Annotated in this window: 16 protein-coding genes; 10 read left to right on the forward strand and 6 right to left on the reverse strand. The window is 65.1% G+C overall.

Features of this window, described 5'->3' with window-relative positions; translation table 11 throughout:
• The first annotated feature begins 24 nt into the window (after positions 1-24).
• The 3 genes from FZI91_RS22030 (at position 25) to FZI91_RS22040 (ending at position 3,127) form a co-directional block, all read left to right on the forward strand.
• A complete protein-coding gene (locus FZI91_RS22030; protein ID WP_155941251.1) occupies positions 25-513 on the forward strand; it encodes a glutathione peroxidase in 489 nt (162 codons plus the stop codon).
• Between the two features lie 70 nt (positions 514-583).
• On the forward strand, positions 584-1,288 hold the full coding sequence (locus FZI91_RS22035) for a DUF2334 domain-containing protein (protein WP_162525509.1): 705 nt from the start codon (positions 584-586) through the stop codon (positions 1,286-1,288).
• Positions 1,289-1,468: 180 nt separating this feature from the next.
• Positions 1,469-3,127: an FAD-binding dehydrogenase gene (locus tag FZI91_RS22040; protein ID WP_162525510.1), complete on the forward strand. Its 1,659-nt coding sequence runs from the start codon at positions 1,469-1,471 to the stop codon at positions 3,125-3,127.
• A 30-nt stretch (positions 3,128-3,157) separates the two neighbouring features.
• On the opposite strand, the gene FZI91_RS22045 is transcribed toward FZI91_RS22040, so the two are convergent.
• Positions 3,158-3,796, reverse strand: coding sequence for an MBL fold metallo-hydrolase (locus FZI91_RS22045; RefSeq protein ID WP_155941252.1), 639 nt, complete (start codon positions 3,794-3,796; stop codon positions 3,158-3,160).
• A 323-nt stretch (positions 3,797-4,119) separates the two neighbouring features.
• Between FZI91_RS22045 and purS the strand changes: the two genes are divergently transcribed.
• Positions 4,120-4,356 (forward strand): phosphoribosylformylglycinamidine synthase subunit PurS, encoded by a 237-nt coding sequence (gene purS, locus FZI91_RS22050; protein WP_162525511.1) that lies wholly within the window; start codon positions 4,120-4,122, stop codon positions 4,354-4,356.
• Positions 4,353-5,036, forward strand: coding sequence for a phosphoribosylformylglycinamidine synthase subunit PurQ (purQ, locus tag FZI91_RS22055; protein WP_155941253.1), 684 nt, complete (start codon positions 4,353-4,355; stop codon positions 5,034-5,036). Before purS ends, purQ begins: the two co-directional genes overlap by 4 nt.
• Here purQ and FZI91_RS22060 read toward each other — a convergent pair.
• Positions 5,033-5,830: a family 1 encapsulin nanocompartment shell protein gene (locus FZI91_RS22060; protein WP_155941254.1), complete on the reverse strand. Its 798-nt coding sequence runs from the start codon at positions 5,828-5,830 to the stop codon at positions 5,033-5,035. The genes purQ and FZI91_RS22060 overlap by 4 nt on opposite strands.
• Positions 5,827-6,834, reverse strand: a complete 1,008-nt coding sequence (locus tag FZI91_RS22065) for a Dyp-type peroxidase (protein WP_162525512.1) — start codon at positions 6,832-6,834, stop codon at positions 5,827-5,829. Before FZI91_RS22065 ends, FZI91_RS22060 begins: the two co-directional genes overlap by 4 nt.
• 42 nt (positions 6,835-6,876) lie before the next feature.
• On the opposite strand from FZI91_RS22065, the gene FZI91_RS22070 reads away from it, so the two are divergent.
• Positions 6,877-8,145, forward strand: a complete 1,269-nt coding sequence (locus FZI91_RS22070) for a M18 family aminopeptidase (RefSeq protein WP_162525513.1) — start codon at positions 6,877-6,879, stop codon at positions 8,143-8,145.
• A 1-nt stretch (position 8,146) separates the two neighbouring features.
• Here the strand turns inward: FZI91_RS22070 and FZI91_RS22075 are convergent, their stop codons facing one another.
• Positions 8,147-8,974, reverse strand: a complete 828-nt coding sequence (locus tag FZI91_RS22075) for a maleylpyruvate isomerase family mycothiol-dependent enzyme (RefSeq protein ID WP_155941256.1) — start codon at positions 8,972-8,974, stop codon at positions 8,147-8,149.
• 107 nt (positions 8,975-9,081) lie between these two features.
• On the opposite strand from FZI91_RS22075, the gene FZI91_RS22080 reads away from it, so the two are divergent.
• Positions 9,082-9,486, forward strand: a complete 405-nt coding sequence (locus FZI91_RS22080; protein ID WP_155941257.1) for a DoxX family protein — start codon at positions 9,082-9,084, stop codon at positions 9,484-9,486.
• Here the strand turns inward: FZI91_RS22080 and FZI91_RS22085 are convergent.
• Positions 9,483-10,493, reverse strand: coding sequence for a hypothetical protein (locus tag FZI91_RS22085; RefSeq protein ID WP_155941258.1), 1,011 nt, complete (start codon positions 10,491-10,493; stop codon positions 9,483-9,485). The two genes, FZI91_RS22080 and FZI91_RS22085, sit on opposite strands and share 4 nt — an antisense overlap.
• The gene (locus tag FZI91_RS22090; RefSeq protein ID WP_155941259.1) at positions 10,487-11,476 is read right to left on the reverse strand and encodes a hypothetical protein; all 990 of its coding nucleotides are present in this window, start codon (positions 11,474-11,476) and stop codon (positions 10,487-10,489) included. The genes FZI91_RS22085 and FZI91_RS22090 overlap by 7 nt, the downstream gene beginning before the upstream one ends.
• Positions 11,477-11,531: 55 nt before the next feature.
• On the opposite strand from FZI91_RS22090, the gene purL reads away from it, so the two are divergent.
• The 3 genes from purL to FZI91_RS22105 are packed head-to-tail and all read left to right on the forward strand — an operon-like array spanning position 11,532 to position 16,251.
• On the forward strand, positions 11,532-13,817 hold the full coding sequence (gene purL, locus FZI91_RS22095) for a phosphoribosylformylglycinamidine synthase subunit PurL (RefSeq protein WP_162525514.1): 2,286 nt from the start codon (positions 11,532-11,534) through the stop codon (positions 13,815-13,817).
• A complete protein-coding gene (locus tag FZI91_RS22100; RefSeq protein ID WP_155941261.1) occupies positions 13,814-15,616 on the forward strand; it encodes an alpha/beta-hydrolase family protein in 1,803 nt (600 codons plus the stop codon). Before purL ends, FZI91_RS22100 begins: the two co-directional genes overlap by 4 nt.
• On the forward strand, positions 15,613-16,251 hold the full coding sequence (locus FZI91_RS22105; protein WP_162525515.1) for a CPBP family intramembrane glutamic endopeptidase: 639 nt from the start codon (positions 15,613-15,615) through the stop codon (positions 16,249-16,251). Before FZI91_RS22100 ends, FZI91_RS22105 begins: the two co-directional genes overlap by 4 nt.
• The last annotated feature ends 16 nt before the right edge of the window (positions 16,252-16,267 follow it).

A 16,267-nucleotide genomic window follows, 5' to 3' on the forward strand; every position in this document is an offset into this window, starting at 1 on the left:
CGCCGCACCGGTAGCGTGGCGGGCATGACTAATCTTGCCGCCATTCCGTTGACCGCTCTTGACGGCTCCGAGCTCTCACTTGCCGATTACGGCGATAACGCCGTGCTGGTCGTCAACGTCGCGTCCAAGTGTGGCCTGACCCCGCAGTACGCGGCGCTGGAGAAGCTGGCCGCCGATTACTCGGAACGGGGTCTGACGGTGCTTGGGGTGCCTTGCAACCAGTTCATGGGCCAGGAACCCGGTACGGCCGAGGAGATTCAGACGTTCTGCTCCACCACCTACGGGGTGACGTTCCCGCTATTGGAAAAGATCGACGTCAACGGAGACAACCGGCACCCGCTGTACGCCGAGCTCACGAAGGCCCCGGATGCCGAGGGTGCAGCGGGTGATGTGCAGTGGAATTTCGAGAAGTTCTTGATCGCACGAGATGGCTCGGTGGTCAACCGGTTCCGGCCGACAACGGTGCCGGATGCGCCCGAGGTGATTGCGGCGATCGAGAAGGAATTGGGGTAGCGCCCGAGCGTTCGTTTCGATGCGGGGTGTCTGACACCCTGTGTACATCTGGAATTGCCACACTGGTGGCGTGGCTGGACAGCTGCTCGTATCGGTGTCGGGAATCTGCGATCGCACTCTCGACGAGATCGGGGTATTCACTGAGGAAATGGATAAGCGGTCGATTCCGCTGTCCTTCCTGGTGGCTCCCCGCTTGAAGGGCAAGTACCGACTGGTGGAAGACCAGCCGACGGTCGACTGGCTGGCGGCGCGCCGGTCTCGAGGCGACGCGATCGTGCTGCACGGATACGACCAGGCGGCGACCAAGAAGCGTCGTGACGAGTTCGCCGCGTTGCCCGCGCATGAGGCTAACCTGCGTTTGATGGCGGCCGACCGGGTGATGGAGCAGACCGGTTTACGTACACGGTTGTTCGCGGCGCCCGGCTGGATGGCTTCGTCTGGTGCCATTGAAATGTTGCCGCGCAACGGTTTCCGGTCGAACATCGGACTTTCGGAGATCACCGATCTGGTTCGTGGCACCTCGGTGCGGGCTCGAGTGCTGGGCATTGGCGAGGGGTTCCTGTCCGAGCCGTGGTGGTGCCGGATGTTGGTGCTGTCGGCGGCACGGACTGCCCGTCGTGACGGCGTGGTGCGGGTCGCGATCTCGGCGAAGCATCTGCGCAAGCCCGGCCCGCGGCAGGCCATGATCGACGCGATCGATCTATCGCTGCTGCACGGTTCGATACCGGGCGTCTACGAATGGTTGCCCAATCAGGTATTGCACAGCGTGGCGTAGTAGGCATCTTTTGCTCCACTGTTTGCGTGGGGATCTCTGTGCGCCCCGAATGATGCGGGTTCCGGCTGCGTGTCGCCGTCGTGCCAGCACCGCTGCGGGGTGTTCCAGTCATAGGTTTGTGCTTTCACCGCAAGGAAGTTGGATCTACTAATCGTGCGGTGACCCCGCTACGGTGAACCGGTGGGTGACACGAGTACGGATGTCATTGTCGTGGGCGCGGGTCTGGCAGGGTTGGTGGCGACCTGTGAGTTGGTGGACCGCGGCAAGAACGTCATCATCGTCGAGCAGGAGGGCGCCGCCAATCTCGGCGGGCAGGCCTATTGGTCATTCGGCGGGCTGTTCTTCGTCAACAGTCCCGAACAGCGTCGCCTGGGCATTAAGGATTCCCACGAGCTGGCGTTGCAGGACTGGCTTGGGACCGCCGGCTTTGACCGTCCGGAGGACCACTGGCCGCGTCAGTGGGCGCACGCCTACGTCGATTTTGCCGCCGGGGAGAAGCGAAGCTGGTTGCGCGCCAGAGGTTTACAGACCTTTCCGGTGGTGGCCTGGGCCGAGCGTGGTGGCAAGGGCGCGCTGGGGCCGGGCAATTCGGTGCCGCGTTTCCACATCACCTGGGGCACCGGTCCCGGCCTGGTAGAGATCTTCGCCCGGCGCGTGCTCGCGGCCGTCGATCGCGGCCAGGTGCGCATCGCCTACCGCCATCAGGTTGATGAACTGATCGTCGAGATCGGTGCCGTCGTCGGTGTTCGCGGCACCGTGCTCGAGCCCTCCATCGTCCCTCGTGGTGTCGCATCATCACGAACTGCAGTGGGCGAATTCGTGTTTCGGGCGCAAGCTGTTGTCGTGACCAGTGGTGGCATCGGCGGCAACCATGACTTGGTGCGAGCCAATTGGCCGGAGCGGCTAGGTCGTGTTCCGTCCCAGTTGTTGACGGGGGTGCCGGCTCATGTCGACGGCCGGATGCTGGGGATCTCGGTGGCTTCCGGCGCCCATCTGATCAACCGCGACCGGATGTGGCACTACACCGAGGGCATCACCAACTACGATCCGATCTGGGCTGGGCATGGGATCCGTATTCTGCCCGGTCCGTCGTCGCTCTGGTTGGACGCCAACGGATCTCGCATACCCGCACCGCTGTTCCCCGGATTCGATACCCTCGGTACGCTCGAGCACATCTGTCGCAGCGGGCACGATTACTCGTGGTTCATTCTCAACGAGCGGATCATCGCCAAGGAATTCGCGCTGTCCGGGCAGGAACAGAATCCCGACCTCACCGGCAAGGATGTGCGCGGGGTGCTGCGCCGCGGAAAGGCGGGACCGGCCGCGCCGGTGCGGGCATTCATCGACAAGGGCGTCGACTTCGTCACCGCCACGAATCTGCCGGATCTCGTCGCCAAGATGAACGCAATTCCGGATGTCACCCCGCTGGAGTACGCGACCGTTGCCCAGCAGGTGGCGGCGCGCGACCGCGAGGTGATCAATGCCTATGGCAAGGATCCGCAGATCGCCGCCATTCGTGCGGCTCGCGCCTATCTCGCCGACCGGTTCACTCGGGTGGTGGCCCCGCACCGGCTCACCGACCCCAAGGCCGGTCCGCTCATTGCCGTGAAGTTGCACATACTGACACGAAAAACGTTGGGAGGCTTGGAAACCGACCTCGACTCGCGCGTTCTACGCGCCGACGGTAGCTGCTTCGAGGGCCTGTACGCGGCCGGCGAGGTAGCCGGGTTCGGTGGCGGCGGTGTGCACGGGTACCGCGCCTTGGAGGGCACGTTCCTGGGTGGCTGCATCTTCAGTGGGCGGGCCGCGGGCCGTGGAGCCGCCGAGGACATCGGCTAACCCGTCCCGACCCGCTGCACAGAATGGAATCTAGAAGGTGACGGCATCCTCGTGCGGCAGCACCTGGAAATCGGCGTCGGACATCTCGCGAAATCGCGTGTAGAAGAACGGGTATGCGGCCTCCTGCAGGATGCCCTGGTGAATCGGGACCGCCCGGGCGGGGTTCACCGCGCGCAGGTACTCGATCGCCTCGGACACTTTCATCCATGGTGCCGCGGCCGGCAGCGCCAGCACGTCGACGTCCTCGCCGGGGGCGAAGAGTGCATCGCCGGGATGCATGAGCCGTGCCGGGTGATCCCCGTCGCCGATCAGATAGGAGGTGTTGTCGATGAGCGGGATCTCCGGATGGATCACGGCGTGCTGCCCGCCGACCCCGCGCACTGTGAGCCCATCGACACCGAAGCTGTCACCGGCGTGCACCGCTTGCCACGGCTCGCCCAGCTGTGTCGCCGTCATCGGATCGGCGTAGAGAGCTGCGCCCGGGTTGGCGTCGATCAGCGCGGGTAGCCGCGCCAGGTCCACATGGTCGGGATGCTGATGGGTGATCAGGATGGCGGACAGGCCAGTGATCCCCTCGAATCCGTGCGAGAAGTTGCCCGGATCGAACAGCAGGGTCGTATCGCCAAAATCAGCCAGCAGGCAGGAATGCCCGAAGTGGGTCAGCCGCATGGCACGAGTCTAGGCGCGCCGCCCGGGAATGAATGCAGAGCGAGAGCGAAACGCCTTCGGTAGGACGATCGGTCTACCGAACGGGTATGGGCACTGGCAGGAGGTTGACGCCATTGCCATCCGGTCGCCGGACACACCCTTGAAACCCCCTGGTCACGCCCGTAGTTTGGCCTACTTCGCCAGCTATGCCAGGTGCACCCATGTCTCCGAGCCACAGCGAGGAGGCCCGCAGCGCACCACCGGGATGAGCACCGCGAGGTCCAGGTGACCTGACAGGGAGCGCTGCGACGCGGAGCATCCCTCCCGCACGGTAAAGTCAGCCCGTGGCCCGAGTCGTCGTAAACGTCATGCCGAAACCCGAGATCCTGGACCCGCAGGGACAGGCGATTGTCGGAGCGCTCTCTCGCCTTGGCTATGCCGGCGTCTCAGACGTCCGGCAGGGTAAGCGCTTTGAGCTCGAGTTCGATGGTGAGATCGGGGATTCCGATTTGGAGTCGATTGCCGAGGCGCTGCTCGCCAACACCGTCATCGAGGACTGGGAAGTGGTCCGGGCGGAATGAGCGGCGCATCCGTCAAGATCGGGGTTATCACCTTCCCGGGCACGCTCGATGATGTCGACGCCGCTCGGGCGGTGCGGCTTTCCGGCGCCGAGGCCGTCGCGTTGTGGCATGGCGACGCCGACCTGAAGTCCGTCGACGCGGTGATCGTGCCCGGCGGCTTCTCCTATGGCGACTACCTGCGCGCCGGCGCCATCGCACGCTTCGCCCCGGTCATGGGGTCGGTGGTTGAGGCCGCCGCAAACGGCCTGCCAATCCTGGGCATCTGCAACGGTTTTCAGGTGCTGTGCGAGGCCGGGCTACTGCCGGGCGCGCTGACCCGCAATGCCGGCCTGCATTTCGTGTGCCGCGATGTGTGGCTGGGTGTTGACGCCAACCACTCCGCTTGGTCGTCCCGGTACGAGAAGGGTGCCGACATCCTGGTGCCACTGAAGTCCGGCGAGGGTCGTTACGTCGCCTCCGACAATGTCCTCGACGAGCTGGAGGGCGAGGGCCGGGTGGTCTTCCGCTACCGCGAGAACCCCAACGGCTCGATGCGCGATATCGCCGGAATCTCGTCGGCCAACGGCCGCGTCGTTGGGCTGATGCCGCACCCGGAGCACGCCACCGAGGCGCTCACCGGCCCCAGCGATGACGGTCTCGGCATTTTCTACTCGGCGCTCGACGCCGTGCTGGCCGTTTAAGGCAGCAGCGCGACCGACGCCTCGGCGGTGTAGCTCAGGAATGTCAGCGTCTCCTGCAGGTACAGCTGCACACTGTCGGCGTCGTGTGCCAGGTAGCCGATGGTGACATCGGTGCCCAGCTGCAGGTCGAAGTCTCCGCCACGGGTGCTGAGCACGAACGCGCCGTCGATCGCGGGCGCCCAAATGATCTCAGTGTCCACGAGCCGGTTCAGATGCTCGCGGATCGGGTAGCCGTGGTCGGAGGTCTCGCTGACCTTCGTGTACACGTCGGCCGATAGCAGCACCGAATACGGCCCGTCCACGCCTGCCAGCCGCAGCTCGGACAGCGCCTGGGAGATGACGTCGGGAATGTGCCGAACATCTTCGGGCAGCGCCAGTCCGGGGTTGGAGCTGGACTCGCGAATCCCGACGATCGACGCCGCGGGGTAACCCTCGAAGATCGCGCGATCCTCGGCGAACGCCAGCTTCTTGGCCGCATCCTTGACCGGATCCCAATCTGAATCCTGGGCGCCGCGTTCCACGTCGTCGATCGCCGACCGGCTGATGGTGAACGGGACCCGCAGCCGCACAAGCGGTTTACTCTCCCGCAGGTGGGCCTGCACACCTTCAGCGGGTGCTGAAATACTCAGCACGTGGCCCGTACTGACGGCCGCGCAGGCGGACCCGCCCGGCTCGCTGACGTCGACCACACGGCGTCCCGCGATATGGCGCTTGAAGGTGCGGGACGCTTCGGTCCCGATCTCCACCCATGCCTCGTCCGTGATGGGTGCGAGCTCGCGGTACAGGTTGTTCATGACGACGTTCCCTTCAGGCTGCCGATCGAGAGGGTCCCTTGGTCTTCAGGAGATTTCGCAGTTTCCTGCTCGGGAAGGGCGGGGAGACTATCCAGGAAATCGGCCGACGGCGCGAAGAACAGCCCACCGGTGACCGCCGTCGAGAAATCCAGGATGCGATCGGTGTTCCCGGGCGGATCCCCGACAAACATGTTGTGCAGCATGCGTTCAGTGACATCCGGCGTACGCGAGTAGGCAATGTAGTAGGTACCGAACTCGGCCTTGCCGAGCTCCCCGAAGGGCATGTTGCGTCGCAGGATCTGCAGCTCGTTGCCGTCTTCGTCCTCGATGACATTCAGTGCCACATGCGAATTCGGCGGTTTTGCGGCGTCGTCGAGTTCGATGTCGTCGAGTTTTGTGCGCCCGATCACCTTCTCCTGCTCGTCCACGGTCAGGGCGCTCCACGCGGCCATATCGTGCAGGTACTTCTGCACGTGGACGTAACTGCCGGCGGCGAAATCTTGGTCCTCGGCACCCACGAGGGCGGTCGAGGCGGCCTCATCGCCGTCGGGATTTTCGGTACCGTCCACGAATCCGAGCAGATCGCGATTGTCGAAGTACTGAAAGCCGTGTGTCTCGTCCACCACGCTGATCGCACCCGCCAGTGCGGTGGTGATGCGCCCGGCCAATTCGAAGCAGCGGTCCATGGTGGCGGCGCGGATGTGGAACAGCAGGTCGCCGGGAGTTGACGGAGCGACATGCCGCTCACCCCGCACCTCCGGAAACGGCCGCAGGCTCGCCGGCCGCGGGCCGGAAAAGAGTCGGTCCCAGGCCTCGGATGCGATGCCGGTGACCAGTGACAATCGACGAGACGGGTCGCGGAACCCGATGGCGTGCGCCAGTCCGGACAGCTCGGGTAGGGCGTCATGAACTGCCTGTTCGGCACCCGCATTGATGGTTGCGGCAAGGAAAATCGCCGAAGAGGACAGCGGATCCAGAACAGGCTGCGACACGTGATCGGGCACGCTTCGACCCTAGACTGATTCCGGTCAGCCATCATGGGAAGGGTGACCGCGACCGCAGCAGGACTGTGCCAATTCATCGACGCCTCGCCGTCTCCCTTTCATGCCGTGGACACGGTCGCGCAGCGGCTTCGCCAAGAAGGCTTCACCGAGTTGTTCGAGGCGCAGCGCTGGCCCGGGCATTCGGGCGACTACTTCACGGTGCGGTCGGGCTCGATCGTCGCCTGGCGTGGCGTGGACATGGGGAACGAGAACGCCGCGTTCCGGGTGATCGGCGCCCACACCGACAGCCCGAATCTGCGGGTTAAGGCCAACGCCGGCCGCGTGCAAGCAGGTTGGCCCATGGTCGCGTTGGCGCCCTACGGTGGTGCCTGGGTGCAGACCTGGCTGGACCGCGATCTGGGTCTGTCCGGGCGGGTGCTGCTCCGTGACGGAGATGCGGTGCGATCCACGCTGATTCGCATCCAACAGCCGATCCTGCGGGTGCCGAACCTGGCGATCCACATGGTCAGCGCCGAGGAACGCAAGAAGTGGGTGATCGACCCGCAATGGCATCTGAACTCGGTGTGGAGCGGCAGTCGTAGCTTCGAGGAGTACATCGCCGAGCAGTTGGGCGTCGAACCAGCCGATGTGCTGGGGCGAGACCTGATGGCCCATGACCTGACCCCCGCCGCGTTGATCGGGCCGGACCAGAGTCTGATCAGCGCACCGCGGTTGGACAACCAGGCCAGCTGCTACGCCGGGTTGGAGGCCTTCCTGGCGGCCGAGTCAACCTCGACGACGGTGCTGGCGCTCTTCGACCATGAGGAGATCGGCTCGGTATCCGATCACGGCGCGCACTCGGACCTCTTGTCGACGGTGCTGGAGCGGATCGTGTTGTCCAGCAATGGTACCCGCGAGGACTTCTTGCGGCGCGCGGCCACCTCCGTGATGGTCTCCGCGGATATGGCGCACGCGACCCACCCCAACTATCCGGATCGTCACGAGCCGGGCCACCACATCGCCGTCAACGCCGGCCCGGTGATCAAGAGTCACCCGAATGTGCGGTACGCCACCGACGGGCGCGGCGCCGCTGCCTTCGCCATGGCATGCGAACGGGCGGACGTACCGTTGCAGCGGTACGAACATCGCGCCGACATGCAGTGCGGTTCCACCATCGGGCCGTTCGCGGCGTCACATACGGGCATGATGACCGTCGACGTGGGTGCCGCGACACTGGCCATGCACTCCGTACGTGAGCTCATGGGCGCGCACGACGTGCCGATGTACGCCGATGCGCTGCAAGCGTTTCTGGAGCTTTCAGCTACGTCATGAACTACATCGTGAAGCGCAGATTGGCGACGATCTTCCAACCGAGGTCGGGATCGCCGTCGAGAGTGAACCCGGCGCGGTTTGCGCTGGCTCGTCCCCCGAGGTGCCGGGCGAATTCACAGGTATCCGCGGTGAGCGTCACCTGCGGGGAGGCCAAGGGCTCCGAGAACTGAGCCACGATGCGCGCACGGTCGGGAATCTCGATGTTGACATTCTGTGCGCCAATTCCGGTGAGCACGAATCGGATCCGGCTGCCTTGGGGTGCGCCGGCGCGCTTTCCGATGAGGAACGGCAGCGCATTGATCAGCTCGGTGAGTGCGGGGGCGGCCGAAACCGGGTCCGCCGGAGCGGGAAACCCGAGACTGTCGCGGACATCCAATTCGTGCATCCAGCAGTCGAAGTCGCGGATCTGCATAAACCGGCCGTAGCTCTCCGGCCCCACCGGCGTGGCGGTCTCGGCATTGAACTGCTCCTGAGACAGGCCCTCGAGCACGGCCAGGCGCGCGCTGGTCACCGTGCGCAGGTCGCTGAGGACCATGGCTGGCGGCAGCTTGCGATAGTAGGTGAGCCACCGTTCGTTCAGGACGCCGACGGGATTGTGCACATGCGGCAGATCGGCGACCGCCTCGTCGGTGCTGGGGATCGGGTCACCCGAGAGCAGGCGTTCGGTGCTCACCACATGCGCGATGACATCCTTGACGCTCCACCCCGGCAGCACGGACGGTGCTGCCCACTGGTCGTCGGTCAGGCTGGCGCCCAACTCGTCCAGCGCGGACCACTGCGCGGCTAGCGCGGCGACGACGGGCTCCTTGGTGACAATCGTGACGGTCATGCCCCGAGCCTACGAGAGGCCCGGAAGGCCCGAGCGATGAATTTCGCTGATTGTGTCGGTCTGTCTCTCTACAGTTGATCCATCGGGGATTTCGAGAAAGGAATCTCATGTCCGTCGTATCCACACTCATCACCAGATTCAGCGAGAAGAGCACGCCGGAGAAGATCGGTATCGCGCTGAGCGGCATCATCCTGCTGTTCCTGTTGGGGGATGCGTTACCCAAGATCTTCGGCGCGGAGTTCTCGACGAGCGCCGTCGAGGGATTGGGTTTCCCGCCCTATCAGACGGCCCTCATCGGCTGGGTGCTGCTGGCGTGCACCATCGTGTGGGCGATCCCGCGCACCTCGGTGCTCGGCGCCGTGGGCCTGACCGCCTACCTGGGCGGCGCGGTCTGCATCGACATGCACGCGGAGCTGTGGGCTCCCGTTGTCTTCGCCGTCGGGTTCGGGCTGCTGATCTGGGCGGCGATGATCCTGCGTCGGCAAGAACTGTTGAAGGTGCTGATCGGCTAGCGCGAGCAGTTCTCGAATTGCTGGCGCAGCTCGCCTTCCCAGCCGGATGCGCTGCCATCCGAACATCCGTTGATGCGGATGTGCACCGTTCCCTCACCCGGGACGGTGCCGTCGAATTGCACCGGTTGTCCGTACTCCCTGAGGAGGGCGAGCTGCGCGACGGCCCTCGCACGCGGGTCGGGGGTCGCCGAAAACGTGACACGCACCGCGCTGAAGTCGGAGGACTTGGGCTTCATCACGAACTCGGCCTTGGTCGGGACGGTGATCGTGGCCAGCCGTTCCCACAACACGAGGACCTCGTCGTCGGGTGGCCCGTTGGAGGTGCTCAATCCCGGGGATTCGTACGAGTCGGTGGCAGTGACGGTCCAGCTTGAATCCTGCTGGTTTGGGAAGTCCTTCAGCACACGCCGGTAGACGGCGGTGATGTCCTGTGGACGAAAGTCTTTGGGCAGCCCGTCGGCGCTGTCGGTGTCGGTGCGCTTCCGCACCGACAGCAGGAAACGCTGCCGCAGGTCACTTCCCGCACTGGTGGATGTGCCGTTCACCGCCGTCGCGTATTTGCCCGTGATCATGGCCAGCCAGTCCTGATATGACGGGGTCGGCGGCGTCGGGTTTCCGGGATCCACCTCCGCGGAAAACCCGTTGCAGGGCTGCGCGTAAGGCCCGTGCACAAACGGCATTTCGGGGCAGGCGCCCACATCCAGCACCACGTGATAGTGCCGATACCCGGTGTCGAACACCTTGCGGGTGAAGGTTTTCCACACCTCTGTCAGCTGCGCGCCGGTGACGTCGGGGCGTGGGCGGACCTTCAGATAGAACGACGGCTCCTTGAACGCCACAATCGGATTGCTGTGCTGGTTGTACGAGGTGCCCTCGACGCCGGGCATGCCCTTGATCTGCTCGGCGATCTGTTGTGATTCCTCGGCGCGGTTGGGCGAGCATCCGCTGAGTAGGAGCGCCAGCGCAGCCGATCCGGCGAATCCAACACGAGCCAACCGGTTCAGCACTGTTCGAACTCCTGCCGCAGCTCGGTCTGAAGTGGTGAATCTGGGGGCCGCGGCAGCGATCGGTCGTTCAGGGAGCATCCGCCCACCCGCACCACCAGAACCGGACCCTTTTCACCGGAGGCGGTGTAGACGACGGGCTGGCCGAACTCTCTGAGCAGCGTCAGGTTTTCGACGGCACTACTGCGGATCAGCTTGTCGTCGTACCCGCGCGTACCCACTGTCATCGAGTTGGGCTCGGCGGCGGTGGGATTCCGGCGAAACGTCGACTCGATGATGACGCGGTCCTGCTTCTGGAACTGTCCCCATAGAAGCAGGACCGCGTCATCGGGAAATCCGTCGGGACTGCTCAGTGATTGGCCTCCGCTGTTGACCTTCCAGCCCGCGCCGGACAATGACGCAAAGTCGGCCATCAGCCGACGGAACGTGGGAACAACGAGTTCGCTGTAGCCCGTCACCGTGAGCTCGACTGCGCGCTTCTCACCCGACGTCGACAGGCGCGCGTTCTGGGCGTAGTCGGCTCTCCACAACCGCAGCCAGTCGGCGTTGGGTGGCGTGTCCCCGGCTCTCGATTTCACCCAACTGCAGTTGGTGGGGGATGGCTGCGATTCGGAATCTGACGGGCACAAGGTGCACACGAACCGGCTGTCGGGGCGATCCGATGAATCGCACCAGGCAAGGGCCAGCGGGGCGATGTCCTGTTGGTAGCGACCCTCGGTGACATTTTTGGTGTAAAGGTTCTGCATGGCGGCGAGTTGATCGGCCGTGACGTCCTTGCGGACGGTGACCTTTGCCTCCAGCCTCCGTGTGGTGGAGAACCGGGCGTGGTTGGTCACCAGCGCCGCGTCCGTACCGGGGAGGGCCTTCAGTCCGTCCTCCAATTTCTTGGTGTCGACGGCACGTTCGGGTGGGACGCAGCCCACGGCGCCGAGCATCATCGCGAACACGACCAGCAGGATCCCCACCGCTCGACCTGACCGCCCCATGACGCCAGTATGGCGCGAGGCGCGGGCAAGCTGGGCTCAACGTTAGAATCTGGTCGTGACTTCACGGGTCGATACGGTCGATAACGCAGCAGCCACCCCCGATCACCCGCAGCCATTCGCTGAGCTAGGGCTCAAGGATGACGAGTACGCGCGGATCCGCGAGATCCTCGGCCGCCGCCCCACCGACGCCGAGCTCGCCATGTACTCGGTGATGTGGAGCGAGCACTGCTCGTACAAATCCTCCAAGGTGCACCTGCGCTACTTCGGGGAGACCACCACCGAGGAGATGCGTTCGGGCATGCTCGCCGGTATCGGCGAGAACGCCGGGGTGGTGGATATCGGCGACGGCTGGGCGGTCACCTTCAAGGTTGAGTCGCATAACCACCCGTCGTATGTGGAGCCGTACCAGGGCGCGGCCACCGGCGTGGGCGGCATCGTTCGCGACATCATGGCCATGGGTGCCCGGCCGATCGCCGTCATGGATCAGCTGCGTTTCGGTGCGGCAGATGCCCCCGACACTCGCCGCGTCTTCGACGGTGTGGTCCGCGGTGTCGGCGGCTACGGAAACTCACTGGGACTGCCGAACATTGGCGGCGAGACGGTGTTCGACGCCTCGTATGCCGGTAACCCGTTGGTCAATGCGCTCTGCGCCGGGGTGCTGCGCAAGGAAGACCTGCACCTGGCCTTCGCCTCCGGTACCGGCAACAAGATCATTCTGTTCGGCGCGCGCACCGGGCTCGACGGCATCGGCGGCGTGTCGGTGCTGGCCTCGGAGACCTTCGGCGGCGACGAAGCAGATGGCGCCTCGCGAAAGAAGCTCCCCAGCGTGCAGGTCGGTGACCCCTTCACCGAGAAGGTGCTCATCGAGTGCTGTCTGGAGCTGTACGCGGCGCATCTGGTGGTCGGCATCCAGGACCTCGGTGGTGCTGGATTGTCCTGCGCAACATCCGAACTGGCCTCGGCCGGCGACGGCGGCATGCATATCGATCTGGATCAGGTGCCGTTGCGCGCCACCGGGATGACCCCCGCCGAGGTGCTTTCCAGCGAGTCGCAGGAGCGCATGTGTGCCGTGGTGACGCCCGAGAACGTCGACGCATTCATGGCGGTGTGCCGCAAATGGGATGTGCTGGCGACCGTCATCGGCGAGGTCACGGACGGCGACCGGCTGCGGATTACCTGGCACGGCGAGACCGTTGTCGACGTGCCGCCGCGGACCGTCGCACACGAGGGTCCCGTGTACCAGCGGCCGGTGGCTCGCCCCGCCACCCAGGATGCGTTGATCGCTGACAGCACAGCAGGTTTGGCGCGGCCATCCACCGGCGACGAGCTGCGGCAGACCCTGCTGAACATGATCGGCAGCCCGCATCTGTGCAGCCGGGCCTTCATCACTGAGCAGTACGACAGGTATGTCCGCGGTAACACCGTGCTCGCCGAACACGCCGACTCCGGTGTGATCCGGATCGACGAGGTGACCGGGCGCGGAATTGCCTTGGCCACCGATGCATCCGGGCGTTACACCGTGCTCGACCCGTACACCGGCGCCCAGCTGGCGCTCGCCGAGGCCTACCGCAACGTGGCCGCGTCGGGGGCCACCCCGGTCGCGGTGACCAACTGCCTGAACTTCGGCTCCCCCGAGGATCCGGGTGTCATGTGGCAGTTCTCCGAAGCGGTTCGCGGCCTCGCCGACGGCTGCGTGACGCTGGGTATCCCCGTCACGGGAGGCAATGTCAGCTTCTACAACCAGACCGGTACCACTCCCATCCTGCCCACGCCCGTCGTCGGGGTCCTCGGTGTGTTAGACGATGTGAAGCGCCGTCTTCCTACAGCTTTCGGCACCGAACCCGGTGAGACGCTGATCCTGTTGGGTGATACCGCCGACGAGTTCGACGGCTCCATCTGGGCGCAGGTGGCCCACGATCATCTGGGCGGCACCCCGCCCAAGGTCGATCTGGCGCGCGAGCAGCTGATCGCGCAGGTTCTCACCGCCGCCTCGCGGGATGGGCTGCTGTCGGCGGCACACGACCTCTCCGAGGGTGGGCTCATTCAGGCCGTCATCGAGTCGTCGCTGGCCGGCGAAACCGGTTGCCGCATTTTACTTCCCGAGGGAGCCGACCCGTTTGTGGTGCTGTTCGCCGAATCCGCAGGTCGTGTGTTGGTCGCCGTTCCGCGCACCGAAGAGAGTCGATTCATGTCGATGTGTGCGGCGCGTCAGCTTCCCGCCGCGCGGATCGGTGTCGTCGATCAGGGTTCGGATTCCGTTGAGGTACAAGGTCAATTCTCGGTCACGCTGACCGAGCTGCGCGAGACTCACGAAGGCGTGCTGCCCGGGCTGTTCGGATGAGCGAGGCTCCTGGAGTCCCCGTCACGACCAGCACCGTCGATCCCGACGATTGGATTGGTCGCAGCTGGCTGGCGTTCCAGGAGCTTGAAGAGCACGTCGAGAACCGGCACCCGTTGATGGCCTGGGCATGGAACCTGCTGCGACTGGATTTCTGCGGAATCGCGTTCGGTGCCTTGTTTTTCTGCCTCTCGCTCACTCCGTCGCTGATACCGCGCACCTGGCTGTTTCAGGGGTTGATCGGCGGCGCCACTGCGGCCATCGGGTACGGCATCGGTGTGTTGCTGTCGATGGTGGTACGGCGTTTCTGGCTGGACAACCAGAAGTGGTGGCCGCTGCGTGACCGGGTGATGGTGACTGCCAAGCTCGGGGTGGTGGTGCTCTCGGCCGTCTGCTCGCTTGCGATGATCGTGCCCTCCGCGCGCTGGCAGCGCGAGCTCGCCGCCCTCATGAACACAGAGGGGCCAAGGACCATCGAGTACTCGAAGTCCTTTCTGGTCGCGATTGCCGTTGCCGCCCTGTTTATTTCGGTGTCTCGGGTGTTGCGTGACCTGGTCAGACTGCTGGCCCGGTTTCTCATTCGCCGTATGCACCTGAGCCGTGAAGTGTCCTTGCTCATCGGCACCGCCATTGTGGTGGTGCTGGCCATCATGCTGTTCAACGGTGTGCTGGTGCGCGGTTTCTTTGCCGCCGCCAATGCCTCGTTCGGTCCGCACAACGACACCACGCGGGCCGGGGTGCAGCAGCCCGCCCAGCCGGAGCGTTCCGGCAGCGCCGCGTCGCTGGCTTCCTGGGAGAGCCTGGGCTACGAGGGACGCAACTTCGTCTCCGGCGGATTGCATGCCGACGAGCTTGCCAAGGTGAACGGCCGCCAGGCCAAGGAGCCCATCCGGGTGTACGCGGGATTGGAGACCGCCGACACCGCGGAGGAGCGCGTCGACCTGCTGGTGCGGGAACTGGAGCGCACCAAGGCATTCGAGCGCAAGGTCTTGATCATCGTCCCGACCACGGGCACCGGTTGGGTGACTCCGAGCGCCGCGCGGGGCATCGAACTCATGTACAACGGCGATTCCGCGATCGTCGCTACCCAGTACTCGTTCCTGCCCAGCTGGATCTCCTTCCTTGCCGATAAGAAGAAGGCGCTGGCCTCGGGTCAGCTGTTGATCGACACCGTTCAGAAGCGCTGGGCACAGCAACCCGAAGGCCATCGTCCCAAACTGGTCATCTATGGCGAAAGCCTGGGATCGTTTGCGGGACAAGGCGCATTCGATGGACTCGGCGATATTCGGGCCGCCGGCGTCGACGGGGTGTTATGGACCGGTCCGCCGAATTTCAGCCAGATTTGGAATGAACTGGTGTCGAAGCGCGACCGGGGCACCTTGGAAGCACTTCCGGTGTACGACAGTGGATTCACGGCGCGTTTCGCGATAGGACCCGATATCGATGCCCTCGCCAGGGCACCGTGGCAGACCCCGCGGGTGCTGTTCGTGCAACATCCGTCCGATCCGGTGACGTGGTGGTCGACCGATCTGTTGTTCAGTGAGCCGGATTGGCTCAAGGAGGCGCCGGTTGGCGACCGGTCCAGCGCCATGCGCTGGTACCCCATCGTCACCTTCTGGCAGGTGGCGGCCGACCTGGCCAACGCCGTCGGAGTGCCCGACGGGCACGGCCACAACTACGGCATTTCCTCGGTCAACGGCTGGGCGGCGGTCGCCCCGCCGGCCGGCTGGACCCCGCAGGACACCGAGCGGATCCGGAAGGCACTTGACGACACCGCGTCGCTCGACGGCCCCGATACGTGACCTCCCGCATCAGAGTGCTTGTGTTGGCCGCCGCCCTCGCGGCCTGGCCCCCGGTGCTGGATAGGTTCTCGCAGCGCTGGCGGCCCTTGATCGGAGCCGGTGTTAGTACCTCGCTCGCGGTCGCCGTCGGCATCCCGCTGGGGCTGCGCTCACCCCATCTCGGGGCAGGTCTGCGGCTTGGCGGGATCGTCGCCTCGGCAGTTGCCGTCGTGGTTGGCGCCTCACCGGCGCTCAAACCGGTGCGCACCTCCATGCGTGAGCGGGACGTCCACCTTCATCCCGCGGCCTGGCTGGGGTTGCATATTCCGGTGGGCACGGTCTGGTCGGAGGAGCTCGCCTTCCGTGGAGTGCTGCAGCCGCTGGCGACGCAGGCATTCGGGAAACTCCCGGGTGGTGTCCTGCAGGCAGTGGTGTTCGGGCTGGCCCATATCCGGTCTGCCCGGGTGGCGGGAGATTCCGTCCCGGCGACAGTGCTGGTCACCGGGCTGTCTGGCTGGCTGTTGGGTCTGCTGCGGGAACGGTCGGGCAGTGTGGTCGCGCCCATGCTGGCGCATTTGGCACTCAACGAGACCGGAGCGGTGGCGGCCCTGGCGGTGCAGCGGTCAGGGCATCGACCGCTCCGACCGCAGATGTAGTGCGGTATTTCCCCGA

It is taken from the genome of Mycobacteroides sp. CBMA 271, from assembly GCF_009729205.1.
In the GTDB taxonomy this organism is placed as follows: domain Bacteria; phylum Actinomycetota; class Actinomycetes; order Mycobacteriales; family Mycobacteriaceae; genus Mycobacterium.